This is a genomic window from Phreatobacter sp. (genome assembly GCF_016793595.1).
GTDB lineage: Bacteria > Pseudomonadota > Alphaproteobacteria > Rhizobiales > Phreatobacteraceae > Phreatobacter.
The window spans coordinates 1,051,293-1,076,785 of the sequence record NZ_JAEULY010000004.1 but is presented as its reverse complement, the minus strand read 5'-3'; the positions used below and the strand labels follow the sequence as shown (position 1 = coordinate 1,076,785).

Below are 25,493 nucleotides of genomic sequence, written 5' to 3'. Positions count from 1 at the left end.
TTCAGAGGCCCGCATACATGCGGCCGGGATTGAGGATCCCGTCCGGGTCGAAGCTCGTCTTCAGCTTTTTCTGGAGCGCCATCAGTGGCGCGGTCGGCGCTGAGAAGACATCGGCGACAAGGCGCGCCTGTTCGCTGGCGCGGACGAGCGTCGCGTAGCCGCCATGGCGCGACGCTCCGGCATGGACGAAGGCGGATTGCGGATCGTCGCCAGCCAGCATCGCCCAGACGAGGCCGCCGCCCCAGTCGTAGAAAACCCGCGCGCCGCGCGCCGTCAGCGCCGCGCCGAGCGCCGCGCCCTTCGACGGAGCAACGGAGACGCGCCAGACCGGGTTCGGCACGCCCGCGAAGAAAGCGGCATCGCGGATATCGGCCCAGAGCGTCGCGGCTTCCGCCTCGGCCAGCGCGTCGAGCGCGCCGTGGGCTTTCAGCAGCTTCGACAGTTGCCCTGCCCGGTAATCGAGCGACGAAGGCACGCCCTCGATCCGGATCAGCGTGCGCGCCCGGCTCGCGCTCTCCGCCGGCAGATGCGCAGCGCCGGTCGGCTCGAACGGCGAGCCGAGCGCTACCGAAAGAGCTTCGATGGCCCTGATATCGTCCAGCCCAGTCAGCGCCAGCGTGCGCTCGGTCTCCGCCTTCGGCAGCACCTTGAAACAGACCTCGTGGAACACGGCGAGCGTGCCGTGCGAGCCCGCTAGCGCCTTCACGAGATCGAGCCCGGTAACGTTCTTCATCACCCGCCCGCCGGACTTGATGTCCTCGCCCCGCCCATTGACGAATTTCAGTCCGATCATGGCATCGCGCGCCGCGCCGAGATTGATCCGCGCCGGTCCCGAGACATTGCCGGCCGCGACGCCGCCGACCGTCGGTTCGCCCGTCGTTCCGTAAAGCCGGCGGTGGTCCATCGGCTCGAACGGCAGACGCTGCCCGCGCGCGTCCAGCGTCTCGATGACCTCGCGCAGCGGCGTTCCCGCCTTTGCGGCGATCACCAGTTCGGCAGGTTCGTAAAGCGTGATGCCGGCCAGCTTTGCGGTGGAGATTTCGGCCGCCGCCTGCACCGGCCGGCCGAGGCCGGTGCGGGTCTTGCCGCCCGCGACGGCGAGTGGCGTCTGGGTCGCGCGGGCATCGGTGATGATCCCGGCGAGCTCGTCGGCCGAAGCAGGCACATGCACGGTCATGCCGCTTCCTTCGAAGAAAGATCTCGCGGCGCATCCAGCGGAAACACCTTGGCCGGGTTCAGGATCCATTTCGGGTCGAGCGCCGTCTTGATCCGCGTCTGTTGCAGCAGATCGACCTCGGTGAACTGCTCGCGCATCAGGTCGCGCTTCTCGATGCCGACGCCATGCTCGCCGGTCAGGCAGCCGCCGACCTCCACGCACAGCCGCAGGATGTCCTCCCCGGCATGTTCGGCCTTCACCTGCTCGGCGGGGTCGTTGACGTTGAACATGACGAGGGGATGCAGGTTGCCGTCGCCGGCGTGGAAGACGTTGGCGACCCGCAAGCCGTAGCCCTTCACGATCCGGTCGATGCCCTCCAGCACATCCGGCAGGCGGCCGGTGGGTATCGTCCCGTCCATGCAGATGTAGTCGGCAACGCGTCCCGTCGCGCCGAAGGCGGACTTGCGCCCCTTCCAGATGGCGGCCGTCTCCATCGCCGATTTCGATTCCCTGATCACCGAGACGCCGTGGCGCCTGGCGATCTCGACGATGCGCTGAAGCGTCGCGTCCATTTCGGCGTCCGAGCCCTCGACCTCGATGATCAGCATGGCCTCGACGTCGAGCGGGTAGCCGGCCTTGGCGAAGGCCTCGCAGATGTGGATCGCCTCGCGGTCCATATATTCGATGGCGACCGGGATGATGCCCGCGCCGATGATGTCGGCAACCGTCCGGCCCGCCGCCGCGATCTCGTTGAAGCCGAACAGCACGGGCCGGGCACCTTCCGCCGACCGCAGGATGCGCACGGTGACCTCGGTGACGACGCCAAGCTGGCCCTCCGACCCCACGAACAGGCCGATCAGGTCATAGCCGGGGGAATCGAGGGCTGCACCGCCGATCTCCACGACCTCGCCTTCCACCGTCACCAGCTTCAGGCCGAGAATGTTGTTGGCGGTGACGCCGTATTTCAGGCAGTGCGCGCCGCCGGAATTCATCGCGACATTGCCGGCGATGGTGCAGGCAAGCTGGCTGGAGGGGTCCGGCGCGTAGAAGAAACCGGCATGGGCAACCTCGCCGGAGATCGCGAGATTGGTGATGCCCGCCTGCACCCGCATGGTGCGGTCGGCGAAATTGGTATCGAGCACGCGGTTCATCTTGGCGACGCCGAGGACGACCGCGTCCTCCTGCGGGATCGAGCCGCCGCAGAGCGATGTGCCGGCCCCGCGCGCCACCACCGGCACACCCTCGGCATGGCATAGCTTCATGATCGCCGCGACCTGCTCGGTGGTCTCCGGCAGCACCACCACCATAGGTATGCGGCGGTAGGAGGTCAGCGCGTCGGTCTCGAAGGCGCGGCGCTCGTTCTCTTCGGTGATCACGCCCTCGCCGGGCACGATCGCCTTGAGCGCGGCGATCACCTTGTCGCGCTTGGCGAGCACGTCCGCCCGCGGTTCCGGAAAGGCGATGGTCATGGCTCTCCGCCCTCTTGCCACAGATCCATGGGGGTGGCGTTTGGAGTGATTATAGCGCGCGCCGGGGCTGGCGGAATGGCGCAAGCGGCGGCAAGATTGTTTCCACTGGGGAAAAGATGCGGGGCCTGCCGTGACGCCTTTCGCCGATCTCGACGTGTTCGCGCGCGTCGTCACCGCCGGCAGCATGTCGGCGGCCGGGCGCGAGCTTGGCCTGTCGCCCGCGGTCATCTCCAAGCGGATCAAGCGGCTGGAGGAGCGGCTCGGCACGCGGCTGCTTCAGCGCACCACGCGCCAGCTGTCGCTGACCGAGGCGGGGCAGGGCTATTACGAGCGGGTCGCGGCGATCCTTGCCTCCATCGACGAGGCCGAGGCCTTCGTCACGCGCCGCTCGAATTTGGCGCGCGGCATGCTGCGTGTCTCCGCGCCCACCTCCTTCGGCCGCCTGCACATCGCGCCGCATCTGCGCACGTTCCTCAACGCCAATCCCGATCTCATCGTCCATCTCGAACTCTCGGACAGCTTCGTCGACATCGTCGGCGAGGGCTACGACGTCGCCGTCCGCATCGGCGAACTCGACGATTCCTCCTTCGTCGCCCGCAGGCTCGCGCCCAATCACCGCCTGCTGGTCGCAACGCCCGGCTATCTCAAGGCGCGCGGCACGCCGCAGTCGCTGGCGGATCTCTCCTCCCACGCGCTGCTCTCGCACAACTCCGACACCTGGCGTCTGGAAGGCCCGGACGGGCCGCAGATCGTTCGGTTGCACGGGCCGCTGCGCACCAATTCCTCGGAGGTCGTGCGCGAGGCCGTGCTCGCCGGCATTGGCATCGCGCTTCGGTCGACCTGGGACGTCGGGCCGGAGCTGAGCGACGGCCGGCTGACGGCGGTTTTGCCGAAATGGCGCGCCTCGCGCCGTGTCGGCGTCCACGCCGTCTATCCCACCCGTCGCTTCCTGCCGCAGAAGGTGCGCGTCTTCGTCGACTGGCTCGCGACCCTCTACGGCCCGGTGCCCTATTGGGACGAGGGGCTCGACCTTCCCGCCTGACCCCGCTACAGCAATGCCGAAATCCCGTTGCGCGAACCATTCCCGATCCTCGCGCTACACAAGCGAAAGAAATACTCGCTAGAACCCGCCGGAAATGCCCACCGCGACGACATCTCTCTCCGCCCTCGACATCAGCCTCGCCGCCCTGCTGGCGGAGGCCGGTTTCGTGCGTGCCGAGCCGCCGTTGCTCATGCCGGCCGATCTCGTCCGCGATCTCGTCGGCGAGGCGCTGGCGCGCCGGCTTTATCTCACCACCGACGCCGACGGCGCCGAACTCTGCCTGCGTCCCGACTACACCATCCCGGTCGTTCAGGCTCATCTGGAAGGTCCGCAAGCCCGCGAGGCCGCCGCCTATTCCTATCTCGGCCCGGTCTTCCGCCACCGCGCCGGCATGGCCGGCGAATTCAATCAGGCCGGCATCGAACTGCTCGGCCGGGCCGACCGCGAGGCGGCCGACGCCGAGGTCATCGCCATCGCCCTGAAGGCGGCGCGCGTCTATACGGACGGGCCATTGCAGCTCGTTCTCGGCGATGTCGGCATCTTCCTTAGCCTGATCGGCGCGCTGGGCCTGCCCGCCGTCTGGCGGCGGCGCCTCGCCAAGGATTTCCGCCGCTCCGGCATGCTGGCCGACGACCTCCGGCGCCTTGCCGAGCCCGCCTCGCAGGGGCCGACCCATGCCGGCCTCCTGGCTGCGCTCGAGGGCTCGGACCCCAAGGCGGCGCGCGAACTCGTCACCGACCTTCTGTCGATCGCCGGCATCACGACGGTCGGCGGGCGTTCGGCCGCCGATATCGCGGAGCGTTTCCTCGAACAGGCGGCGCTCGGCACTGGCGGGCTCGCGGCGGACAAGGTCGCCGTGGTCGAGCAGGTGCTTGGCCTCGACACCGACCCCGTTTCCGCCGAGGCGAAACTGCGGGAGATCGCGAGCAGGGCGGGGCTCGACATGGCGGCCGCCATCAACCGTCTCGCCGAGCGCAACGCATTGCTTGCGGCTGCCGACGTCGATCTGTCGGCGGCGAAGTTCTCCACGCGGTTCGGCCGCGACGTGGACTATTATACCGGCCTCGTCTTCGAGATTCACGACGGTAGCGGCCGTGCCGGCAAGCCGCTGGTGGGCGGTGGCCGCTACGACCGGCTCACCGACATGATGACGGCCAAGCTCGGGCTCGACCTCAAGGTGCCGGCGGTCGGCTGTGCCTTCTGGGTCGAGCGCCTCGCGGTCGCCGGGGGGCGGGCATGACGCAAATCTCCCCCACGCTCGTCTTCGCCATTCCCTCCAAGGGCCGCATTCTTGAGGCGGCACAGGGCTTCCTCGACCGTTCCGGCCTGAAGCCGATGCAGGGGCGCGGCGTGCGCGACTATCGTGGCACCATTCCCGGCCTCGACCATGTCGAGGTCGCCTTTCTCTCGGCCTCCGACATTGCCCGCGAACTGGTCGCCGGCAATGTCCATCTCGGCCTCACCGGCCTCGACCTCATGCACGAGGCGACACCGGAGCCCGAGGACAGGCTGGTCTCCCTGACGCCCCTCGGCTTCTCGCGCGCCGATGTCGTGGTCGCCGTGCCGCAGGCCTGGATCGATGTCCGCACCATGGCCGATCTCGACGATGTCGCGAGCCAGTACCGCGCGCGCCACCGCACGCGCATGCGCGTCGCCACGAAATATCTGAACCTCACCCGCTCGTTCTTCGACCGCCACGACATCGCGGATTACCGCATCGTCGAGTCGGCGGGGGCCACCGAAGGCGCGCCGGCGGCCGGTGCCGCCGAGCTGATCGTCGACATCACGACCACCGGCGCGACGCTCGCCGCCAATGCACTGAAAGTGCTGGATGACGGCGTGATCATGAAGTCGGAGGCGCATCTCGTCGCCTCGCGCACGGCCCAGTGGAGCGACCGCGCGCTGGCGAGCGCCGCCGACATGCTCGACCGCATCGCCTCCGAGGCGCGCGCGCGCAAGGTCAAGGAAGTCCGCACCCGCTTCCGCGCGGCGGATGACCGGCTGTTGGCCGAGGCGCGCGAGCGGTTCGGCGTCGAGACGCCGTTCGGCGGCCCGACCTCGTCGGGCATGCTGACGCTGCACTGCCCGCCGAAAACGATCTTCGCCCTTTCCCGCTTCCTGCGCGAGAAGGGTGCCGAGACGGTCTCGGTGACGGAGCTGGACTATGTCTTCGCCAGGGACAATCCGCTCTACGAGACGCTGCTGGCGGCCCTGCGCTGAGCGTCAGACGGCATCGGTCGACGTGACGACGAATGTTAGCATCTCGCCGTCGTCGTCACGGATCGAGACATATTCGCCGATCTGGAATGCATGGTCGCCGAACCGGAAGCCAGCCTCGTCATCGTCGTCCGCCTCGGGATCGTAGTCGAAGGTCCAGGTCGCGCCCCTGGAGCCGCCGGCCCTGCGCACGAGCAGGCCGTGCAGATCGTCCTCGCCGGCCCAGAAGCGACGCACCTTGCACAGCGCGCGGTGGCCCTTCCACGCATCGGCATCGATGTGACCGGAGGAGCCGAGCGGGGCAATGAACTCATACCCGTGCTGCCTGGAGCCTTCCGGAAAGCCGGGCGAACGCGCGAGGTTCAGGCGAATGCGGTGAAAACCAGAGGGGAGCGTTGCCATCGAAGATTGCCTCTTCCGGAAAAGTCCACCCATGATGGAGGCGGCGCGGGCGCCGCTCCTTGATCGGGGTCAAGCCGTAGGATGCCGCGGCGGCGTCCCCGGTTCTAGAAGCCGAACTGCCGCGCGGCGATGACAGCCGCGACGCCGAGGCCGAGCGCCGCGACATCCTTGCGGATGAGGATCATCGCCGCCGCAGCCGCCGCGATGCCGAGCCAGGCGTCGATCCCCTCGCGCATGGCCAGCGGCACCACCGTCGAGACAATGATGGCGCCGGGCAGGGCCTCGAGTGCGGCGCGCACGAACGGCGTCAGTGGCACCTGGCTCATGATCCAGTAGCCGGCGAAGCGGACCAGATAGGTCGCCGCCGCCATGGCGAGGATCGCGGTGACGGGCCCGGCCCAGCTAGCGGCGGTCACGCAGGAACCCCGCTGCCAGAGAACCGGCTATGGCACCGACGATGATGAACCAGTAGCCGCTGATCAGCCGCTCGGCGAGAAAGGCGCAGACCGCCGCGATCGGCCAGACCATCCGGTCGCGGCGCAGGCGGAACAGACCGACCGCCATGGCCGTGAAGGTCAGCGGCAGGATCATGTCGACGGCGAGCAGCCGTGGATCGGTCAGGAGATAGCCGAGCAGGTGGCCGGGGACGGTCGCCAGCGTCCAGATCACCCACATGAACAGGCCGGCGCCGACGAACACGCCGGCATCCTCGCCGCCATTGGCGTGATAGCGCGAGCCGACGATGAAGTTCGCGTCGGTCAGGCAGGCAAGGCCGAGATGGACCGGGCCCGATGGCGCCCGCGACAGCCAGGGATGCAGCGAGGCCGCCATCAACAGGAAGCGCAGGTTGACCGCCATGGTCACCACCACGATGGCGGCGATGGCCGCGGGCGTGAAGGTCTGCGGCCAGAGCTGGAGGGCAAGAAGCTGCGAGGCGCCCGCATAGACGGCAAAACTCATCAGCGTCGCTTCGCCGAGCGTCAGGCCCTTCTCGGCGGAGGCCGCCCCCAGGGCGGCGGCGAAGATGAGGATCCCCGGCAGAAGCGGCACGCAAAGGCGCGCGCCCTCGATCATGCCGGCAAGCGTGACCGGCGCGGGTTTGCGGGAATCCGTGGAGGACGGCGGCATATCTACGCTTTGCCCGTCGTCCACCGCCCCGTCCAGCGCATGCGGCGCAGGTCCGCCGCGCCCGTCCCGCAAGGGTCAGGCGAGCGGCATGCGGAAGCAATATTCCCAGCTGGCGCTTTCGTCGGCGAGATAGCGCATCACCGGCTCGCGCCGGAAGCCGAGCTTTTCGTAGAAGGCGTGGCCGCGCTCGAAACGGGTGTCGGTCCACAGGATCATGGCGTTCGCGTCGCGGGCCTTCGCGTGGGAAAGCCCCGCCTCGAACAGCCTCTGCGCCAGACCCGAGCCGCGCGCGTCGGCGGCGACATAGACCTTGAACAGTTCCGCGAGGCCCGCGACCCCGGTCATGACCACCGCGAGCGAGCCGATGACCTCGCCGTCGCGCTCGGCGACCATCAGCCGGCCGCCCCGGCCGGCATAGTGGCTGGCGGGCGCGGCGAGTTCCGGAAATTCCGCATCCACGAACAGGCAGCCCGGATACTCGGCGAATACGGTCGCGATCAGGCGCGCGAGGGCGGGGCCGTCGCCGTCCGTGGCAGGTCTGATGGTCATGCGGACGCTTCGGTGTGGATGCGGATGAGTTCGAGCGCCGCCGGCGGATCGAGCGGCTCGGCATGCCAGTCCGCGCGCTGCACGACGGCCGCTTCTAGGAGCCGCTGGTAGCGGGCGCGCGGCACCTCGATCGCGCCCAGCGAGCGCAGGTGCTCGGTGACGAACTGGGTGTCGAGCAACTGGAAACCGTCGGCGATGAGCCGCGCCACCAGATGGACCAGCGCCACCTTGGAGGCGTCGCTCTCGCGGTGGAACATGCTCTCGCCGAAGAAGGCCGCGCCGAGGCTGACGCCATAGAGCCCGCCGACCAGCCGACCGTCGCGCCAGGCCTCCACCGTGTGGCAATGGCCGGCCCGGAACAGCGCGCCGTAGAGGCTGCGGATGCGGCCGTTGATCCAGGTCGTGCCGCGTCCTTCGGCCGGCGCGGCGCAGGCGTCGATCACCGCGTCGAAATCATGGTCGATGCGGATGTCGAAACGGCCGGAGCGCACGGTGCGCGCAAGCCGGGATGTCACCTGCAATCCATCCAGCGGGATGAGGCCGCGATGTTCCGGCTCGACCCAGTAGAGGCCGGGATCGTCGGCGCCCTCGGCCATGGGGAAGATGCCGCAGGCATAGGCCTTCAGCACGACCTCGGGCGTGATGGCGTGGGCGAGGTCATCCGCGTGACGGCTCATGCGCCAAGGATAGCCCTGTCACGGACAGGCCGCCAGTCGCCGGACACGATCAGCCGATCGGCTTCTGAAAGATGACTTCACCGCTGTCGGTGCGCCCGACATCGGTCCAGCCGTTCTGCCGGTAGAAGCGATCGGCGCGCGTGCCTTCCTCCGTCGAGAGATTGGCGACGGCGTGACCGGCTCGTGCGAGCGAGGCGCAGGCGGCGGCGATGAGCGCCTGCCCCGCGCCGCGCCCTTCGTGGGCGGGATCGATGAACAGCGCGAAGATCGAACCGTCGCGTGGATCGGCCGAGGAGAAGCCGAGGATCGCCCCGGCCTCCTCGAACACCCAGAAGCCGTCGCGGTCGATCAGATGCTCGACCGTGGCGGTAATTTTCTCCGGCCGGGACAGCACGTTCTCCCTCACCGCCATGCGGATTGCGGAGATGCGCGGCAGATCGGCCCTGGTCGCGACGCGGATCATTGCTTCTCGATGCCTGCGACGCGCACGGCCTCGGCCCATTTGTCGGCCTCGACGCGCACGCGCTGGGTCAGTTCGTCGGGTGAGGACGGCGCGATCTGCATGCCGAGATTGTCGGACAGGGCGCGCACCAGTTCGGGGGCGACCGCGGCCTGCCGAACTGCGGCGTTCAGCTTCCGCACGGCCTCTGGCGGCGTGCCGGCCGGCACGAACATGCCGAACCAGGCGATGAGTTCGTAGCCCTTGGTGCCGGCCGCCTCGTCGACGGTCGGCAGGTCCGGCATCTGCGGCGAGCGTGCCTGCGACGTGACCGCGAGGGCCCGCACCGTATTGGCGCGCACCTGCGGCAGCATCACGCCGAGATCGGCGGTGAACAGGGTGACGCGGTTCGCGATCAGATCCTGCATCGCCGCCGGCCCCTGCCGGTAGAAGACGTGGGTCATCTTCATGCCGGTCATGGTCAGCAGCATCTCGGTGGAGACGCGCTGCGAGGCGGAGGCCGAGGCGAAGGTGAGGTCCGTCCGGCTCTTGGCGAGGTCGATCAACTCGCGCAGCGTGCGCGCGGGCGTCTCGTTGGAGACCGCGACGATGAGCGGCACGGAGCACAGGAAGGACACCGCCTGGAAGTCCTTGTGCATGTCGAACGGCACGTTGTTGTAGAGCGCTGGCGCCGCCGCATTGGTCGAGTTCGTCCCGATCAGGATCGTGTAGCCGTCGGCATCTGCCTTCGCGACCGCATTGGCGCCGATCATGCCGTTGGCGCCCGGGCGGTTCTCGATGACGATCGACTGGCCGAGGGTCTTGGAGATCTGGTCGCCGAAGGTGCGCGCGACGATGTCGGTGGCGCTGCCGGCAGCGAAGGGCACGATGGCGCGGATGGGCCGGTTCGGGTAGGGCGCCTGCGCCTCGGCGCGGCCCGCCATGCCGGCGATGGCCGCGGCGCCCGTCAGCGCTGCTGCGGCCCAGAGATTGATGGTCCTGCGTGTCGGCGCCGTGCGCGGCATTGCGATTTCCCCTTGGCGGTCCGGGCGTCGTCATGCGCCTGGTGTCGGCAGCGTGTTTATCGGTTGACGGGTCGAAGGCCAAGGCGGCGCGCGGTCGCGCCGTCATGCGCGGCGACCCGGTTCCCGGCGCTTGCGCCGCATGGGCCGGTGTCGGAACCTACGTAGCGGCGGCAAGGGGGCGATATGCGGGCGGGATGGATCGGCTTGGCGCTTGCCTTGCTCGCTGTCGCGACCGGGCCGGCCCCGGCGCGCGAACTGGTGCCCGTCGCGGCCACGTCGCCGGAAGCCCGGCCGCTGCTCGAAGCTCTGCGGCGCGGCGGGCTGGTGTTGTTCTTCCGCCACGCGGACACGACCGGCATGCCCTGCGACCGCTCCTTCCGGATCGGCGACCGCGACGGTCAGCGCAACATTTCGGAAGCTGGCCGCGCGCAGTCCCGCCGCATCGGCGAAGCCATGACCGAGCTCGGCGTGCGGGTCGAGAGGCCGGTTCTGGCCGGCCCGGTGTTCCGCGCCGCCGACACCGCGACGGAGGCGTTCGGCGGCGGTCGCGTCCGGATCACCGACGCGCTGACGGCGGACGATTTCTCGGGAAGCCGGCTCGACTGGGTCCTTGGCGAGCATCGGCGGCTGCTGTCCGCGCCGGTCGGCGCCGGCGCGAACCGCGTGCTCGTGGGCCATCGCACGCCGGCCATCATGGTGCTGGGCGAGGCTGTCGGCGGCCGCGCGCTCCCGGAGGGGGCCGCCATTGTCCTGGAGCCGGCGACGCCGCCGCGCGTGCTCGGCATCGTCATGTTCGCGCCGATCCCCGGCGCCGGCTTCCATGGATGCTGACGCTCCGCTCGCGACGCACGGAAGTTCGGTGGAACGGCGATTGCCGAGTCGTCTAGATTATTATACCTATTGGCTCGCTGAGTCCTGATCGGCCCTTCATGCTCCAGTCCTTCCCCACCATCGTCACCGCCCTCGGCCTCACCCAGATCATTTCCTGGGGGACGATCTTCTACGGCATCTCGGTTCTCGCGAAACCGATGGCGCAGGAGCTCGGCTGGAGCATGACCTTCGTCTTCGCCGGCTTCTCGGTGTCGCTGCTGGTCGGCGGCATCGTCTCCAGGCCCGTCGCCGCCTTCATCCAGAAGCGCGGCGGCCGGGTGACGCTGACGCTGGGCTCGCTGGTTGGCGGCGTTGGCCTCGGCCTCCTGTCGCAGGTTACCAGCCCCGTGCTCTACGTCGCCGCGTGGGTCATCCTCGGGCTCGCCTCGCGGCTGACCCTCTACGATGCCGCCTTCGCCACGCTGGTCGAGATCTACGGCATGAAGGCGCGCCGGCCGATCTCGATCCTGACGCTGTTCGGCGGTCTTGCTTCCTCGATCTACTGGCCGATCTGCCACTATGCCAACGAGGCCATCGGCTGGCGCGGCGCCTGGCTCGTCTGTGCGCTGTCGGTCCTCGTCATCTGCACGCCGCTGCACATGCTGCTGCCCCGGCCCGGCGCGGCGGTCGCGGGCGGCGTCAATGGCGGCGAAGCCACGGCGCCCGATCCCGAGCCGCTTGTCCCGGCGGAAAAGCGCGCCTTCGCCGTGCTGATGCTGACCATCGCCATGGCCTGCAACTCCTTCATCACCACGGCGCTGTCGGTCCATCTCATCCCCGCGGCGGTCAGCCTCGGCATGGTGGCCGCGACCGCCGTGTGGATCGCCTCGATCCGCGGCGTGTTCCAGACCCTCGGCCGGCTTGCCGAGATCCTCTGGGGCAAGAACCTCGACCCGTTCCTGTTCGCCAACATCTCCACCGGCATCATGGTGCTGGCCTTTGCGCCGCTCGCGGCTGGCGGCGTCGCGGTGCCCGCCTTCCTGGCCTTCAACATCCTGTTCGGCGTCTCGCTCGGCCTCGTTACCATCGTGAAGGGAGCGGTGCCGCTGGTCCTGTTCGGCCGCCACGGCTATGCGGGCGTGCTGGCCGCCATCGCGACGCCGGGCCTGATCGTCACCGCTGCGGCCCCCACGGCCTATGCAGCCGTGCTCGATCTCGTCGGACCAGTCTGGGGTTTCGCGCTGCTCTTCGCGATATCGCTGATCTCGTTCGGAGCGACGCTCGCCCTTGCCTGGAGGTTCCGTCGTCCCGCAATCTGAAGCGGGGGAAACGGGGCGATGATTCTGGAACTGCTGCTGGGGCCGGGCGATCCGCTCCGCGCGCTGGGCGTGGCGGTGCGCTGGCTGGCGCTTGTCGGTGCGCTCGGCGCCTGCGGCACGGCGCTGTTCCTGGTCTTTCTCAGCGAGCATCTGACCACCGACGAGGCGCGCGCGGCGCGGCGCTGGCTGATCCTGTTCTGGCTTCTGGCTGTGCTCGCTTCTGCCGCGCTCTGGCCGTTCCGCGCCATCGAACTCTCGGGGATCAGGGACGGCGCGGCCCGCTGGCCGCTCTATGGCGAGATGCTGCGCTCGGCCTTCGGCGATGCCGCGCTGATCAAGGCGGCGGGGCTCGTTCTGCTGCTGTTCTCGCGGGTCCGGACGACCTGGGGAGCCGGTATCGCGACAGCCGGTGTCGCGCTGGTCGTGCTTGCCCTCGCGCTATCCGGCCATGCTCCGGCTCTCCGCCAGCGGCAGGAGGCCGTGGCGCTCATGGCCGTGCATCTGGCGGCGGTCGCCTTCTGGTTCGGCTGTCTGTTCCCGCTGCGCAACATCGCCCTGCGCCGCGACCCGCGTTCGGCTGCGGAGACGCTGCTCGTCTGGTCGCGGCAGGCCATGATTTTCGCGGTTCTGGCGCTGGCGACGGGCGTCTGGGCGGCCTTCGCCATGGCTGGTCCGCCCCTGCGGCTGCATCAGTCCGGCTATGGCGTGGTGGTCATCGCCAAGTCCGCGCTGGTCGCCGTCATGCTGCTCGGCGCCTTCGCCTGCCGCTTTCGGCACGTGCGGCTGATGCAGCGTGGCGATGTGCTGGCGGGCGACGCCTTCCGCCGGTCCTGCGGCCGGCAGATCCTGCTGGCGCTGCTGGTTCTTTACCTGTCGGCGGAACTCGGCGCGGCCGACCTGACCGCGCGCAATTGACCGTGATGGCGGCCGAAAGCGGCGGGCTGCCGCAAAATGCCTCAGGCGACCAGCATTTCCAGCCCGCGCGCCGTGACGGCCGTCACCAGCGGCGGCTCCGGCGACTGGTCCACGATGATGCCGGTGGCGCTGTCGATCCCCTCGATGCGGACCGGCGTCTCGCGCTCGAATTTCGAGGAATCGATGATGAAATAGGCCCGCTTGGCGGCGGCGACCATGCGCCGGCGCTGCTCGGCCCAGACGCGGGTGAAATCGGTCGGCTGGCCGTCGGCCGCGATGCCGCCCGCGGCCACGAAGGCTACGTCGACGCGATAGTTCTTCAGCATCTCGATCGTATCGATGCCGACCGAACCCTCGTCGCTGGCATCGACCTCGCCGCCGAGCATGACCACCCGGAATCCCGGCACGCGGGCCAGAAGCACCGCATTGGCGAGACCGTTGGTGATGATGGTCAACCGCGTCTTGGCGGTCAGTGCCTCGGCGACGGCGAGCGCCGTCGCGCCGGAATCGAGCAGCACCACCATGCCGTCCTCGACGAGGGCAGCCGCGGCACGCGCGATGGCGGCCTTGCCGCCGCTATTGTCCGCGGCGCGCAGCGGCGAGGGTGCATCCGCGGGGCCTTGCCGGCGGACCGCGCCGCCGTGGACGATATCGAGCTCGCTGCGGTCGGACAGCAGCTTGAGGTCGCGTCGGATCGTTTCGCGGGACACGTTCAGTTCGTCCGCCAGTTCGGCGACGGTCACGGAGCCGGTTTCGTCCAGATAGTCGCGAATGCGATCATGACGGTTGATTGCGAGAGGTCTTGCCATCGAATGCCTGTTGACGCTGCACGGAAAGTAAGCAGGTCGCGTTCCTTGTCCATGGGGACGTTGCGCTCAAGTCCGCGGAATGTCGCGCATGCGCCCCGATGACGCACCCTACCGGCCGAATGTTGGCGCTGTCGTGTTCGACCGGCGCGGCCTTGTATTCCTGGCGCGGCGGCTCGGTGATGACGGTCCGGAGGTGATTTTCCCGGGCTTTGAGTGGCAATTTCCGCAAGGCGGCATCGGCTTTGGCGAGGACCCCGCGGTTGCGGTTCGGCGCGAACTTCGCGAGGAAACCGGCATGGAGACCGTATCGCATATCGCTACGCTCGGCCGGCAGGTCACCTATGACTGGCCGCCCTATTGCGGGCCTCCGCATCCCCTTACCGCCTGGCGCGGGCAGGCGCAGACGTGGTTCGCCTTCCGATTCGCCGGCGACGAGCGCGAGATCGACCTGGCGAGCCCCGCTGCCGGGGAGGCGCCCGAATTCGACATCTGGCGGTGGGAGCGGCTCGACCGGGTCGCGGACCTGGTCGTGCCATACAAGCGGCACATCTATCTGGAGATCGCCGTCGCCTTCGCGGCTTTTGCGCGGCCGGCATGATCGCCTTTTCGGCGGGCATCGGCGATCATCATCTGGTCACGATGGCTGACGATGGTCGCGCCGCAATTTGTCTGAGACCGGAAATCCGAACCCCATGACCGCAGCCGTCGCCACCGAAGTCGTCGCCCGCGCCTTCGAGGCCCTGGAAGAGCATCGCCGCATGCAGGCGGGCAAGCCGATAGCATCGCTGTTCGACGAGGACGCCAGGCGCTTCGCGCGCTTCTCCGCGAAGCTCGGTCCGGTGCTGATGGACTATTCCAAGACGCATCTCACCGCGAAGACGGTCCGCCTGCTCGCCGATCTCGCGCGCGCGACCGGTGTGGAGGCGAGGCGCGACGCCATGTTCGCGGGCGAGCGGATCAACACGACCGAGGACCGCGCCGTCCTCCACGTCGCGCTGCGCAATCTCTCCGGCGCGCCCATGCCCACCGACGGTCGCGACGTCATGCCCGAGGTTGCCGCCGAGCGCGAGCGCTGCTTCGCCTTTGCCGATGCCGTGCGCTCGGGCGCCCTGCGCGGGGCCACGGGCAAGCGCTTCTCGACCGTGGTGAACATTGGCATCGGCGGCTCCGACCTCGGGCCGGCCATGGCGGCGCTGGCGCTGAGCCCCTATGCGAAACGCGGGCTCGCGGTGCGTTTTGTCTCCAATGTCGACGGCGCGCATATCGCCGACACGCTGAAGGGGCTCGATCCCGCGCGCACGCTGTTCGTCGTGGTGTCGAAGACCTTCACCACCGTCGAGACCATGACGAACGCCACGTCGGCGCGCGCATGGCTGGCGCAGGCGCTCGGCGAGGCGGCGGTCGGCCATCATTTCGCGGCGGTCTCGACCAACCTTTCGGCGGTGAAGGCCTTCGGCATTCCCGAGGCCAGCATGTTCCGCTTCTGGGACTGGGTCGGCGGCCGCTATTCGGTCTGGTCGGCGGTCGGCCTCGCGCTGATGATCGCCATCGGCCCCCGGCACTTCACGGCCTTTCTCGCCGGCGCCGAACGGGTCGACCAGCATTTCCGCACCGCGCCGCTCGCGCGCAACCTTCCCGTTCTGATGGGCCTCATCGGCATCTGGCACCGCAATGTCTGCGGCCATGCGAGCCATGCCGTCATTCCCTACGACCAGCGCCTCGCGCGCTTTCCCGCGCACCTTCAGCAGGTCGATATGGAAAGCCTCGGCAAGGGCGTGACGCTGGCCTGCGCGGCGGTCGATCGCGCCACCGGCCCGGTCATCTGGGGCGAGCCGGGCACCAACGGGCAGCACGCCTTCTTCCAGCTCATCCATCAGGGCACCGAAGTCGTGCCCTGCGACTTCCTGATCGCCGCCTCGCCACACGAGCGCGGCCGCAAGCACCACGATCTCCTGATCGCCAACTGCCTCGCCCAGAGCCAGGCGCTGATGAGGGGGCGCACGCTGGAGGAGGCGCGGGCGCAGCTTCTCGACAAGGGCGTTTCCGGGAAGCAGGCGGACGAACTCGCCCCGCACCGGGTCTTCCCCGGCGACAGGCCGTCGACGACCTTCCTCTACCGCAAGCTCGACCCCTCGACTTTGGGCATGCTGGTGGCGCTCTACGAGCACAAGGTCTTCGTCATGGCCGCGGTGCTCGGCATCAACGCCTTCGATCAGTGGGGCGTCGAACTCGGCAAGGAACTGGCAACCGCGCTCGAGCCGGTGGTCGCCGGTCGGGCGCAGCCGGGCGCGGATATCGACGGCTCCACCGCCGGGCTTCTCGGCCAGCTCGGCAAGCTCAGGGTCTGAACCGGGCCTCGCCCGCGCGGGTCGTTGCCGCGTGATCGGGCGCAGGCTACATCTGCCTCGCACCGTCGGATGAGCGAATCGAGGAATCCGTGATCGAGGAGAATCCCCCGGCCACGCCGCTCGCGGAGATCACGGCGCGGATCAAGGAACTGATCGTCGACATCAATGGCGGGGACGGCGCGGACCTGACGGATGCCGCTCCGCTGGTCGGCGATGCGGCGCTGGTCGATTCCGGTGGCCTCCTGGAGATCATGCTGGCGCTCGAGGATTTTGCCGCCGAGCGTTTCGGCAAGCCATTCGACTGGATGAACGACAAGGCCTTTTCCGCCACCCGCAGCCCGTTCGAGACCATCGGCGCTCTCGCCGCCTTCATGGAGCGCCAGATGGAGGGCGCCGGCCCGTGAGCCGCACGCTCGTCGTGACCGGCGCCAGCCGCGGCCTCGGCCGCCACATTGCCGAACGTGCGCTCGCCGCCGGCTATCGCGTCATCGGGCTCGCCCGCCATTCCGTCGAGGCACCGTTTCCGATTCATGCCTGCGACATCGGCGATGCCGCCGCCGTGAAGGCTGCGGCCTCGGCCGTCGGGCGCGATGTGGAGCTTTGGGGCGTGGTCAATGCCGCCGGCATCGCGGCCATGAACCTCACGCTGATGACCCCCGCCGCGACCGCCGAGAAGGTGGTGCGCACGAACCTGCTCGGCACCATCCATGTCGGGCAGGCCTTCGCCCCCGCGCTCGTGCGCCGCAAGGGCGGGCGCATCGTCAATTTCTCCACCATCGCCGTGCCGCTCGCGCTGGCCGGGGAGTCGGTCTATGTCGCGTCCAAGGCCGGCGTGGAGGCCTTCAGCCGCACCTTCGCGCGGGAACTCTCCGGCTTCGGCATCACCGTGAACTGCGTCGCACCGGGACCTATCGATACGGATCTCATTGCCAAGGTCCCGCCGGCCGCCATCGACGCGCTGGTCGAGCGGCAGGTCATCAGGCGCAAGGGCACGCCGGACGATGTCTGGGACGTCGTCGCTTTCCTGCTCTCGAATGCCGCCGCCATGGTGTCGGGCGAGGTCGTCCGCATCGGCGGGGCGTGACGGACAAGGCTATGGCGCGGGACGGGGACAGCGGGCTGATCGCGGAGATCCGGAGCCGGCAGGCCGATCCGGAGCGGCCGATCCTGCGCTCGACGGCCGGCGACCTGACTTTCGCCGACATCGCGGCGGCCGATCGCATCGACCTGTCGGCGATCGCGCCCGGCGATGTCGTCGCCCTTGTCGGTGATTTCGATCCCCGGAGCATCGCGGCCCTGCTCGGCCTGATCGACCGCAAGGCCATTCTTGTGCCCCTGACGTCGGAGACGAAGGCCGATCACGCCTATTTCCACGAAGCGGCCGCGGTCAATGCCGTGATCGAGGGCGGCGAGGTGACGCGCAAATCCCAATCGGGCCTCGACAATCCCATGCTGGCGCGGCTGCGCGATGCGGGCCATGCCGGCCTCGTGCTGTTTTCCTCAGGCACGACAGGCCGTCCGAAGGCCATCCTGCATGATCTGGAACTGTTCCTCGCCCGGTTCCGCACGCCGCGCGAGGCGCTGGTCACGCTCAGTTTCCTGTTGTTCGACCATATCGGCGGCATCAACACGCTGCTGCACACCCTGTTCAACAACGGCCAGGTCGTGGTGCCGAGCCGGCGCACTGCAGAGGCCGTCGCGGCGGACATTCTCGCCCATGGCGTCGAGCTTCTGCCGACGACGCCGACCTTCCTGCGCATGCTCCTCATCGGCGGGCTCGTGCCGCGGCTCGCAGGGGGCTCGCTGCGGGTGATCACCTACGGCACGGAGCGCATGGACGAGCCGACGCTCGGGCGCCTGTGCGCGGGCCTGCCGGACATCGACTTGCGCCAGACCTACGGCATGTCCGAACTCGGCATCCTCCGCGTGAAGTCGGAAGCGCGCGACAGCCTGTTCATGAAGGTCGGCGGCGAGGGCGTGGAGACCCGCATCCGCGACGCCGACAACGTGCTGGAGATACGGGCGGCCGGCCGCATGCTCGGCTATCTCAACGCCCCGTCACCGTTCGCGGCGGACGGCTGGTACGACACCCGCGACGTGGTCGAGGCGCGCGGCGAGTTCATCCGCGTCGTCGGCCGTACCAGCGAAGTGATCAATGTCGGAGGGCGCAAGATCCTGCCCGGCGAGATCGAGCGTGCCGCTTTGCTGCACCCGGCCGTCGCGCTGGCCAAGGCCATGGCCGGCGCCAATCCGATCACCGGCGAGCATATCGAGGTCAGGGTGCAGTTGCGCGAGGGTGCCTCGGTCACGCGGCAGGAATTGTCGGCGCATTTTCGCGGCCTGCTGCCGGAGGGGCTGCGGCCCCACCGCGTCGTCTTCGAGACCGTCGAGGTCGGCCACCGGTTCAAGCGGCTGTAAGCCTCACCGTGCGCACCCGCGCCTGAGGCTCACGCCGCCGGGCCGATGGTGATCGGCGTGTAGTCCTGGAACCAGTTGCGCGCCTGCACGAAGCCCTTCACCCGCGGCGACAGGCCCCGCGGGTTGAGGTCATGGACCACGAACAGCGCCGCCGCATCGTCCACCAGCAGCGTGTGCAGCTTGCCCATGGCCTCGTTCTGCGCGCCCGGCTCGAAAGCCTCGCGCATCGCCTTGATGGCCGCATCGACTGCGGGGTTGCTGTACCAGCCCCAGTTGACGCCGCGCGGATTGGTCAGCGCGGAATCGTAGATCACCCAGCCGGTTGTCGGGTCGATGGAGGGAATGGCGATATTCAGCGCGTGGAAGCCCTTCTGCTGGTCGGAGCGCGTGCCGCCCCTGAGCATGTTGATGATGGTGGTGAAATCGACGACCTCGAACTTCACGTCGATGAAGATGTCCTTCAGGTTCTCCTGCATCATCTCGTTCATCGGCATGGGCACCATCTGCCCGCCGCCGCCGGAAGCGATGACCGCGACCACGTCCAGCCGCTTGTTCGGGCCGTAGCCGGCCTCGATCATCAGCTTCTTCGCCGCCTCCACGTCGTAGCGGATGTCGAAGGTCGGATTGCCGTACCAGGGATCGCCCGGCAGCACCTTGCCCTTGGCGGCCCGCGCCGTGCCGGAGAGCAACTGCACCATGCCCTCGCGGTCGATGGCGAGATTGGCCGCCTTGCGCACCCGCACGTCCGCGAAGGGCGTTCCCGGGTTGACGTTGAGCCGCCAGGACCAGATGTGCGGATAGGAATTCTGGACCACCTGCATGCCCGCCGCCTTCAGCGAGGGGATGGCGTCCGGCGGCAGTGTTTCGGCGACGTCGATCGTACCCGCGCGCAGCGCGGCGATACGGGCATTGCCGTCGGGAATCGGCAGCAGCACGGTGCGCCCGGTCTTCGGCACGCGCTTCGCATCCCAGTAGGCGGTGTTGGCTTCTAGCTCGACGCGCTCGCGCGGCGTCACCGAGACGACCTTGTAGGGGCCGGTGCCGGCCGGCCGCTGGGTGAATTTCTGCCAGTCGCCGCCGAGTTCCTTCCAGCGCGCGGGCGAGACGTACCACATGAAGGAGAGTTGATAGGGGAACATGCCATCGACGACATTGGTCGTGATGGCGATGGTCTTGGCATCGACCTTCTCGTAGGCCGCCAGCGAGGAAAGGCGCGAGCGCACCAGCCCGACGCGCGGCTGGTGGAACTGCGGCGCATCGGCCTTGAAGATCGAATCGAGGTTCCAGATGGCCGCGTCCACATCGAAGGGCGTGCCGTCGTGGAAGGTGACGCCCTCGCGCAGCGTGATCAGCCAGCGCTTCTTGTCGGCGGGATCGACGGCCCAGGCGGTCGCGAGCCCGGGCGTCAGCGTCGAAGGCGCGTCGGCCTTCGACAGGTCCCAGTTGATCAGCGCGTCGAACGCCATGTAGCCGCCGAAGCGGATGCCCTCGAAGCCGCCTTCCGGTCCGCCCCACATGCGCGGCACGTCGGAGAGCGAGATGCCGATGCGCAGCGGCGCGGCAGCCTGACCGGCCACCATGCCGGGCAGCGAGGCGGCTCCGGCGGCGAGTGCCGCGCCTTTCAGGACGGTGCGACGGGAAAGGGCACTGCGAGCCATGACGAGCCTCCGGATTCGTGACCTGGAGGCGTTGCATACAATTCACGTGCCACGGCTAGCCCCGCAGATCGCTGCCATTTCGACAGGGAAATTCCGCTGACGGTGACCGGAATCCCCGCAGTCTGCCGAAATCGCGGGCATGCCTGCCGTTGCGGCAGTCAGCGCCCCAGCGGTGCGCCGACGCCGGTGCGCTCGGTGATCAGGCCGTAATGCTCGACCCGCCGATGGCGCTTGAAATCGAAGATCGTCTCCTTGCCGAACACGGTATCGTCGAGGTCGCAGGCATGGACGAGGATGCCGTCGTCCTCATGGTCGAGCTCGCCGACGATCTTGCCATTGGGATCGACGATCAGCGTGCCGCCCATCAGGTGGTTGCCGTCCTCGGTGCCGGCCTTCGCCACCGCGACGACCCAGGTGGCGTTCTGGTAGGCGCCGGCCTGGCACGACAGGCGATGATGGAACAGCCGGTCATCCAGGCCCTCCGCGCCGCGCTGCGAGTTGACCGAGGGCGTGTTGAAGCCGAGCACGACCATCTCGACGCCCTGCAAGCCCATGACGCGGTAGGTTTCCGGCCAGCGGCGGTCGTTGCAGATCGCCATGCCCATCAGGCCGCCCTCGAAGTTCCACACGGGGAAGCCGGTGTCGCCCGGTTCGAAATAGCGCTTCTCCAGATGCTGGTGGCTGCGCTCGGTGTCGTATTCGACATGGCCGGGCAGGTGGGTCTTGCGGTACTTGCCGACGATGGCGCCGTTGCGATCGACGAGGATCGACGAGTTGAAGTGCCGGCCCTCCGGCGTCAGTTCCGCATAGCCGAAGCTCATCGCCATGCCGAACGCTCTGGCCTTGTCGAACAGCGGCTGCGTCGCCGGGCTCGGCATCGCCGCCTCGAACCAGTGGTCCATCTTGGACCGGTCCTCTTCGTACCAGCGCGGGAAGAAGGTGGTCAGCGCGAGTTCCGGATAGACGATGAAGTTGGCGCCTCGGGCATGCGCCTCCTCCATCAGCGCGATCATTCGGGCGACGACGCTCTGGCGGCCCTCGGCCTGCTGGATGGGGCCGAGCTGGGCGGCGGCGACAGTGACGATGCGGGCCATGGCGGCACTCCTGCGGGGCAGATCGGGGGTCAGTGACCGAGCCTGTGCTCCAGCCGGCTGACGAGCCGGACGACGGGCCAGAGAACGGCGAGGTAGAGGATGGCGGCCAGCACGATGGGCGAGGTGTTGTAGGTCACCGAGCGCGCCATGTCGGCCGCGTAGAGCAGTTCCGTGAACGAGACGACGGAGGCGATGGAGGTCAGCTTGATCACCTCGACCGTGTTCGACACGAGGTCCGGAAGCACGTTGCGGCTGGCCTGCGGCAGCACCACGCTCTGATAGGTCTGCATCCAGGTGAGGCCGGTCGAACGCGCCGCCTCCCACTGCCCCTTGCCGACCGACTCGACGCCGGCCCGGAAGATCTCGCCGTAGAAGCTCGACGCGTTGAGAAAGAAGGCGATGCACACCGCCATGAACGGCGACAGCCGGATACCCGCGAAGGGCAGGCCGGAATAGATCACCAGCAGCAGCACCAGCGGTGGCACGGCGCGGAAGAAATCGACATAGCCCTTGGTCAGGATGCGGGTGATGCGCGAGGTCGAGATCGAGCCGGTCGCCACCATCAGGCCGCCCACGAGCCCGAGTGGGATGACCGCGAGGCACAGCAGCAGCGTCATCCTCGCGCCGTCGAGGATCAGCGGCAGCGCCTGCCGCATGATGTCGAGGTTGAAGAACTGGAACAGGAAGATGTCCATGGCGTCACGCCTTCTTCCAGGCGAAGCGCCGCTCGATCCACGAGCCGAGCGCGACCACCGGCACGAAGATCGCGATATAGGCGATGGCGGCCATCATGAGGGGCGTCGCATTGCCCGACAGCGACATGGCCGAGGTGCCCTGGTTCATGATCTCGCCGACGCCGATCACCGTGCCGAGCGCGGTGTTCTTGGTCACGGCGATGGTGCGGTTGGTCAGCGGCGGCACGCAGATGCGGATCGCCTGCGGCAGCACCACGGAGGTCAGCGCCTGCCAGTGCGAGAGGCCGGTGGAGCGCGCCGCGTCCCACTGCCCCCGGCGCACCGAGATGAGGCCCGACCAGAAGATTTCCTCGGCGAAGGCCGCCAGCACCAGCGACAGGACCAGCCACAGCACCGCGAAGCTCGGAATGTTCACGCCGAGATTGGGCAGGCCGAAATAGACGATGAGGATGACGACCAGCGGCGGCAGTGCCCGGAACACGTCGACGAAGACGATGATCGGCGCGTTGGCGAGCCGGTAGCCGTAGCTGCGCACGATCGCCAGCACGAGGCCGAGAGCAAGGCCGGTGATGACCACGGCAACCGCGATCTGCAACGTCACCGCGATGCCCGACAGGATGTCCGGCAGGTAGCGTTCGATCAGTTCCGGCTTGAGGAAGGCGTCGCGGAAACGGTCGAGCCCGGTCACCGCGACAGCTCCGCCACGAACTCGCGCGCCCGCGGGTGCTGCGGATTGCCGAACACCTCGGCCGGCGTGCCCTGCTCGACGATCTGCCCGTCCGCCATGAACACGATGCGGTCGGCCGCGTCGCGCGCGAAGCGCATCTCGTGGCTGACCACGACCATGGTCATCCCCGCCGCCTTCAGGTCGCGCATGACGCCGAGCACGGCGCCGACCAGCTCCGGATCGAGCGCCGAGGTCGGCTCGTCGAACAGCATGATCTTCGGCTCGAGCGACAGCGCTCGCGCGATGGCGACGCGCTGCTGCTGGCCGCCGGAGAGTTCGGAGGGGTAGTTGCCGGCCTTCTCCTTGAGGCCCACGCGGTCGAGCGCGGCGAGCGCGACGGCCTCGGCCTCCTCGCGCGGCTTGCCCAGCACCTTGCGCAGCGCCAGCGTCACGTTCCCGAGCGCGGTCATGTGCGGGTAGAGGTTGAAGGCCTGGAACACCATGCCGATCTGCCGCCGCATCGCGTTGATGTCGGTGGAGGGCGCCATCAGGTCGACCCCGTCGACGAGGACGTGGCCGGCCGTCGGCTCCTCCAGCCGGTTGCAGCAGCGCAGCATGGTGGACTTGCCCGAGCCCGAAGGCCCGATGACGAAGACCAGCTCCTGCGCGGCGACGGAGAAGTCGATGCCGCGCAGGATTTCGGTGCCGCCGAAGCTCTTTCTCAGGCCCCGGACCTCAAGCAGGGAGGACATCAGCAGCGCGGTTCGCGCGGGGTGGCGACATAGCCGGCCATGCCGGGAATGCCGGAGCCCGGGAAGATGGTCGCGGCGGCCGAGTCCGGGCGCGGCTTGATGCCAAACCAGCGCTCGAAGATCGTCGCCATCGTGCCGTCCTTCTTCATGCACTCGATGGCGTTCTCGATGGAGTCGCGCATTGCCGTGTCGCCGTTGCGGACCGGAATGGCCCAGACGAGGCCGGTCTTGTGCAGGTAGTCGAGCTTGATCTGCGGGTTGTTCTTCACCGCGAAGGCCGCGACCGTCTCGGCCGTGACATTGGCGACGGCGCGCCCGGCGATCACCGCCTGAACGGCGTCGGTCTGCGTGCCGAAGGCCTCGACGGTCCAGCCGACGGTCGCTTCCATCGACTTCGCCCAGATCTCGTAGGCCGAGCCGCGATTGACCGAGACCGTCTTGCCGCGCAGCGAGGCGAGGTCGGTGATCGGCGCGTCGCCGCGGCGGGTGACGAGGCGGAAGTCGGTGTCGAGATAGCCCTCGGTGAAGAGCATGCTCTCGGCGCGCTCCTTGGTGGCGGTGACGGGGGCGGCGACGAAGTCGTAGGTGCCGGCATTGAGACCCGGAATGATCCCCGAGAACTGCGTCGCGGTGATCTCGATCGGCCGGTTCAGGCGCTTGGCGATCTCGCGGGCGAGGTCGATGTTGAAGCCCTGCACGCCGCCGCCGGCAAGGTTCGGAAAGGCGTGCGGCGCGAAGGTGCCGTCGACGGCGGTGCGCATCGGCGCCTGAGCATGGGCGGGCGCGGCCATGAGGGCCGCGAGGCCTGCGGCGGCGATCAGGTGGCGGATCATGTGACGAACCCCTCTGTCCGGTAACACCGCTCTGTCGGCGGAAGCCGCAACGAAATCACGGGTGGGGAGAGGCCTCAATATCAGCGACAATGAAAAATGGACGGTCGAATATAATTAGAGATTATATTGCCTGCCGCGCGGGCACGAGGAACGCCGCATGCTGAATCTGCGACAGCTGGAAATTTTCCGGGAGGTGATCCGCTGCCAGACCACGGTCGGCGCGGCGGAGGCGCTGGCGATCTCCCAGCCCGCCGTTTCCAATGCGATCCGGCAGATCGAGGCCCAGCTCGGCGTGCCGCTGTTCGACCGCGTCGGCAATCGCCTCGTGCCGACCGACGAGGCACGCGAGGTGATGCGCGGTTCCGAGCCGATCTTCTCGCTCTACCGGGCCTTCTCGCAGAAGCTGAAGGATCTGCGCGACACGCGGACCGGCAGCCTGCGCGTCCTGTCCACCCCGGCTCTGGCCAATGCCCTCGTGCCGCGTGCGCTGAAGGCTTTCCTCGGCAACCGGCCGGACATGCACGTTTTCTTCGACGTGCGTCGCACGCCGGGCGTCGTCGAAGGCGTCGAGACCGGCTTTGCCGATGTCGGTTTCTCGCTTGCGCCGCAGCAGCGCGCCGGCACCGAGGCGAGCCCGATCTCGTCGGGGCAGATGGTCTGCGTCTGTCCGCCCGACCATCCGCTGGCCGACCGCTCGGAAGTCTCCGCCCGCAACCTTGCCGACTATCCGCTGATCGGTTTCGAGCCGGGCACGCCGCTCGGTGTGGCGCTCCACCAGGGCTTCTGGACGCCCGCCCTGCAGGAGCGGACGATGATCGAGACGCGCTACAGTTCCACGGCCTGCCTGCTCGCCGAGAGCGGCGTCGGCATCGCCGTGGTCGATTCCTTCGCCGTCGTCGGCGGCCGTTACCAGCTCGCCGCGCGGCCCTTGTCGCCGCGCGTGCCCATCGAGGCCTTCGCCCTCACCGCACGGCATCAGCCGATGAAGCGCGTCGTGCGCGCCTTCCTGAAGGAGGTGCAGGCGGAGGCCGCTCGCGCCGAGCATTCCTACAAGCCCTGATGCATCCCGCA

28 protein-coding genes are annotated in these 25,493 nt (G+C 68.6%); 12 read left to right on the top strand and 16 right to left on the bottom strand.

All coding sequences use genetic code 11. The features are described from left to right. Position 1 precedes the first annotated feature (1 nt). Both JNK84_RS09360 and JNK84_RS09355 read right to left on the bottom strand, forming a co-directional pair. Positions 2–1,177: an FAD-binding protein gene (locus tag JNK84_RS09360; protein WP_293423278.1), complete on the bottom strand. Its 1,176-nt coding sequence runs from the start codon at positions 1,175–1,177 to the stop codon at positions 2–4. After that, entirely contained in the window at positions 1,174–2,625 is a 1,452-nt protein-coding gene (locus JNK84_RS09355) for an FAD-linked oxidase C-terminal domain-containing protein (RefSeq protein WP_293423276.1), read from the bottom strand. Before JNK84_RS09355 ends, JNK84_RS09360 begins: the two co-directional genes overlap by 4 nt. 130 nt (positions 2,626–2,755) lie before the next feature. Between JNK84_RS09355 and JNK84_RS09350 the strand changes: the two genes are divergently transcribed. The 3 genes from JNK84_RS09350 to hisG all read left to right on the top strand — a co-directional run bounded on the left by JNK84_RS09350 (position 2,756) and on the right by hisG (position 5,887). Then, complete coding sequence (locus JNK84_RS09350) at positions 2,756–3,667, top strand: LysR family transcriptional regulator (protein WP_293423274.1); 912 nt, start codon at positions 2,756–2,758, stop codon at positions 3,665–3,667. Positions 3,668–3,761: 94 nt separating this feature from the next. After that, entirely contained in the window at positions 3,762–4,907 is a 1,146-nt protein-coding gene (locus tag JNK84_RS09345; RefSeq protein WP_293423272.1) for an ATP phosphoribosyltransferase regulatory subunit, read from the top strand. A gap of 5 nt (positions 4,908–4,912) precedes the next feature. Further along, a complete protein-coding gene (gene hisG, locus JNK84_RS09340; protein ID WP_293423552.1) occupies positions 4,913–5,887 on the top strand; it encodes an ATP phosphoribosyltransferase in 975 nt (324 codons plus the stop codon). Between the two features lie 3 nt (positions 5,888–5,890). On the opposite strand, the gene JNK84_RS09335 is transcribed toward hisG, so the two are convergent. The 7 genes from JNK84_RS09335 to JNK84_RS09305 all read right to left on the bottom strand — a co-directional run bounded on the left by JNK84_RS09335 (position 5,891) and on the right by JNK84_RS09305 (position 10,104). Further along, complete coding sequence (locus JNK84_RS09335) at positions 5,891–6,286, bottom strand: hypothetical protein (protein WP_293423270.1); 396 nt, start codon at positions 6,284–6,286, stop codon at positions 5,891–5,893. Positions 6,287–6,390: 104 nt separating this feature from the next. After that, positions 6,391–6,702, bottom strand: a complete 312-nt coding sequence (locus JNK84_RS09330; protein WP_293423268.1) for an AzlD family protein — start codon at positions 6,700–6,702, stop codon at positions 6,391–6,393. Next, complete coding sequence (locus JNK84_RS09325) at positions 6,689–7,414, bottom strand: AzlC family ABC transporter permease (protein ID WP_293423266.1); 726 nt, start codon at positions 7,412–7,414, stop codon at positions 6,689–6,691. Before JNK84_RS09325 ends, JNK84_RS09330 begins: the two co-directional genes overlap by 14 nt. A gap of 75 nt (positions 7,415–7,489) precedes the next feature. Beyond that, the gene (locus JNK84_RS09320) at positions 7,490–7,963 is read right to left on the bottom strand and encodes a GNAT family N-acetyltransferase (RefSeq protein ID WP_293423264.1); all 474 of its coding nucleotides are present in this window, start codon (positions 7,961–7,963) and stop codon (positions 7,490–7,492) included. Then, positions 7,960–8,640: a leucyl/phenylalanyl-tRNA--protein transferase gene (aat, locus tag JNK84_RS09315; RefSeq protein ID WP_293423262.1), complete on the bottom strand. Its 681-nt coding sequence runs from the start codon at positions 8,638–8,640 to the stop codon at positions 7,960–7,962. The genes JNK84_RS09320 and aat overlap by 4 nt, the downstream gene beginning before the upstream one ends. Positions 8,641–8,689: 49 nt before the next feature. Then, a complete protein-coding gene (locus tag JNK84_RS09310; RefSeq protein ID WP_293423260.1) occupies positions 8,690–9,103 on the bottom strand; it encodes a GNAT family N-acetyltransferase in 414 nt (137 codons plus the stop codon). Next, positions 9,100–10,104 (bottom strand): Bug family tripartite tricarboxylate transporter substrate binding protein, encoded by a 1,005-nt coding sequence (locus tag JNK84_RS09305; protein WP_293423258.1) that lies wholly within the window; start codon positions 10,102–10,104, stop codon positions 9,100–9,102. Before JNK84_RS09305 ends, JNK84_RS09310 begins: the two co-directional genes overlap by 4 nt. 204 nt (positions 10,105–10,308) lie before the next feature. On the opposite strand from JNK84_RS09305, the gene JNK84_RS09300 reads away from it, so the two are divergent. From JNK84_RS09300 to JNK84_RS09290, 3 genes are all read left to right on the top strand, one after another. Next, complete coding sequence (locus JNK84_RS09300; RefSeq protein ID WP_293423256.1) at positions 10,309–10,935, top strand: hypothetical protein; 627 nt, start codon at positions 10,309–10,311, stop codon at positions 10,933–10,935. A gap of 98 nt (positions 10,936–11,033) precedes the next feature. Continuing rightward, a complete protein-coding gene (locus JNK84_RS09295) occupies positions 11,034–12,233 on the top strand; it encodes an MFS transporter (RefSeq protein ID WP_293423254.1) in 1,200 nt (399 codons plus the stop codon). Positions 12,234–12,251: 18 nt separating this feature from the next. Beyond that, positions 12,252–13,148 (top strand): copper resistance D family protein, encoded by an 897-nt coding sequence (locus JNK84_RS09290; RefSeq protein ID WP_293423252.1) that lies wholly within the window; start codon positions 12,252–12,254, stop codon positions 13,146–13,148. A gap of 41 nt (positions 13,149–13,189) precedes the next feature. Here JNK84_RS09290 and JNK84_RS09285 read toward each other — a convergent pair whose 3' ends face one another. Further along, positions 13,190–13,957: a DeoR/GlpR family DNA-binding transcription regulator gene (locus JNK84_RS09285; RefSeq protein WP_293423250.1), complete on the bottom strand. Its 768-nt coding sequence runs from the start codon at positions 13,955–13,957 to the stop codon at positions 13,190–13,192. Between the two features lie 79 nt (positions 13,958–14,036). Here JNK84_RS09285 and JNK84_RS09280 point away from each other — a divergent pair, with 79 nt between their 5' ends. From JNK84_RS09280 to JNK84_RS09260, 5 genes are all read left to right on the top strand, one after another. After that, positions 14,037–14,555 carry an RNA pyrophosphohydrolase gene (locus JNK84_RS09280; protein WP_293423248.1) on the top strand — a complete coding sequence of 173 codons (519 nt, stop codon included), beginning with the start codon at positions 14,037–14,039 and terminating at the stop codon, positions 14,553–14,555. Between the two features lie 94 nt (positions 14,556–14,649). Next, positions 14,650–16,305: a glucose-6-phosphate isomerase gene (gene pgi, locus JNK84_RS09275; RefSeq protein ID WP_293423246.1), complete on the top strand. Its 1,656-nt coding sequence runs from the start codon at positions 14,650–14,652 to the stop codon at positions 16,303–16,305. Between the two features lie 89 nt (positions 16,306–16,394). Then, on the top strand, positions 16,395–16,709 hold the full coding sequence (locus JNK84_RS09270; RefSeq protein ID WP_293423244.1) for an acyl carrier protein: 315 nt from the start codon (positions 16,395–16,397) through the stop codon (positions 16,707–16,709). Continuing rightward, complete coding sequence (locus tag JNK84_RS09265; protein ID WP_293423242.1) at positions 16,706–17,389, top strand: SDR family NAD(P)-dependent oxidoreductase; 684 nt, start codon at positions 16,706–16,708, stop codon at positions 17,387–17,389. Before JNK84_RS09270 ends, JNK84_RS09265 begins: the two co-directional genes overlap by 4 nt. Positions 17,390–17,400: 11 nt before the next feature. Continuing rightward, positions 17,401–18,723, top strand: a complete 1,323-nt coding sequence (locus JNK84_RS09260; RefSeq protein WP_293423240.1) for a class I adenylate-forming enzyme family protein — start codon at positions 17,401–17,403, stop codon at positions 18,721–18,723. 29 nt (positions 18,724–18,752) lie between these two features. Here the strand turns inward: JNK84_RS09260 and JNK84_RS09255 are convergent, their stop codons facing one another. The 6 genes from JNK84_RS09255 to JNK84_RS09230 form a co-directional block, all read right to left on the bottom strand. Beyond that, positions 18,753–20,381 carry an ABC transporter substrate-binding protein gene (locus JNK84_RS09255; RefSeq protein ID WP_293423238.1) on the bottom strand — a complete coding sequence of 543 codons (1,629 nt, stop codon included), beginning with the start codon at positions 20,379–20,381 and terminating at the stop codon, positions 18,753–18,755. Positions 20,382–20,539: 158 nt separating this feature from the next. Further along, complete coding sequence (locus JNK84_RS09250; protein ID WP_293423236.1) at positions 20,540–21,475, bottom strand: N-carbamoyl-D-amino-acid hydrolase; 936 nt, start codon at positions 21,473–21,475, stop codon at positions 20,540–20,542. A gap of 29 nt (positions 21,476–21,504) precedes the next feature. Further along, positions 21,505–22,170, bottom strand: a complete 666-nt coding sequence (locus tag JNK84_RS09245; protein ID WP_293423234.1) for an amino acid ABC transporter permease — start codon at positions 22,168–22,170, stop codon at positions 21,505–21,507. A gap of 4 nt (positions 22,171–22,174) precedes the next feature. Then, complete coding sequence (locus JNK84_RS09240) at positions 22,175–22,858, bottom strand: amino acid ABC transporter permease (RefSeq protein WP_293423232.1); 684 nt, start codon at positions 22,856–22,858, stop codon at positions 22,175–22,177. Beyond that, a complete protein-coding gene (locus JNK84_RS09235) occupies positions 22,855–23,589 on the bottom strand; it encodes an amino acid ABC transporter ATP-binding protein (protein WP_293423230.1) in 735 nt (244 codons plus the stop codon). The genes JNK84_RS09240 and JNK84_RS09235 overlap by 4 nt, the downstream gene beginning before the upstream one ends. After that, a complete protein-coding gene (locus JNK84_RS09230) occupies positions 23,589–24,422 on the bottom strand; it encodes a transporter substrate-binding domain-containing protein (protein ID WP_293423228.1) in 834 nt (277 codons plus the stop codon). The genes JNK84_RS09235 and JNK84_RS09230 overlap by 1 nt, the downstream gene beginning before the upstream one ends. Positions 24,423–24,579: 157 nt before the next feature. On the opposite strand from JNK84_RS09230, the gene JNK84_RS09225 reads away from it, so the two are divergent. Next, positions 24,580–25,482 (top strand): LysR family transcriptional regulator, encoded by a 903-nt coding sequence (locus tag JNK84_RS09225; RefSeq protein WP_293423226.1) that lies wholly within the window; start codon positions 24,580–24,582, stop codon positions 25,480–25,482. The last annotated feature ends 11 nt before the right edge of the window (positions 25,483–25,493 follow it).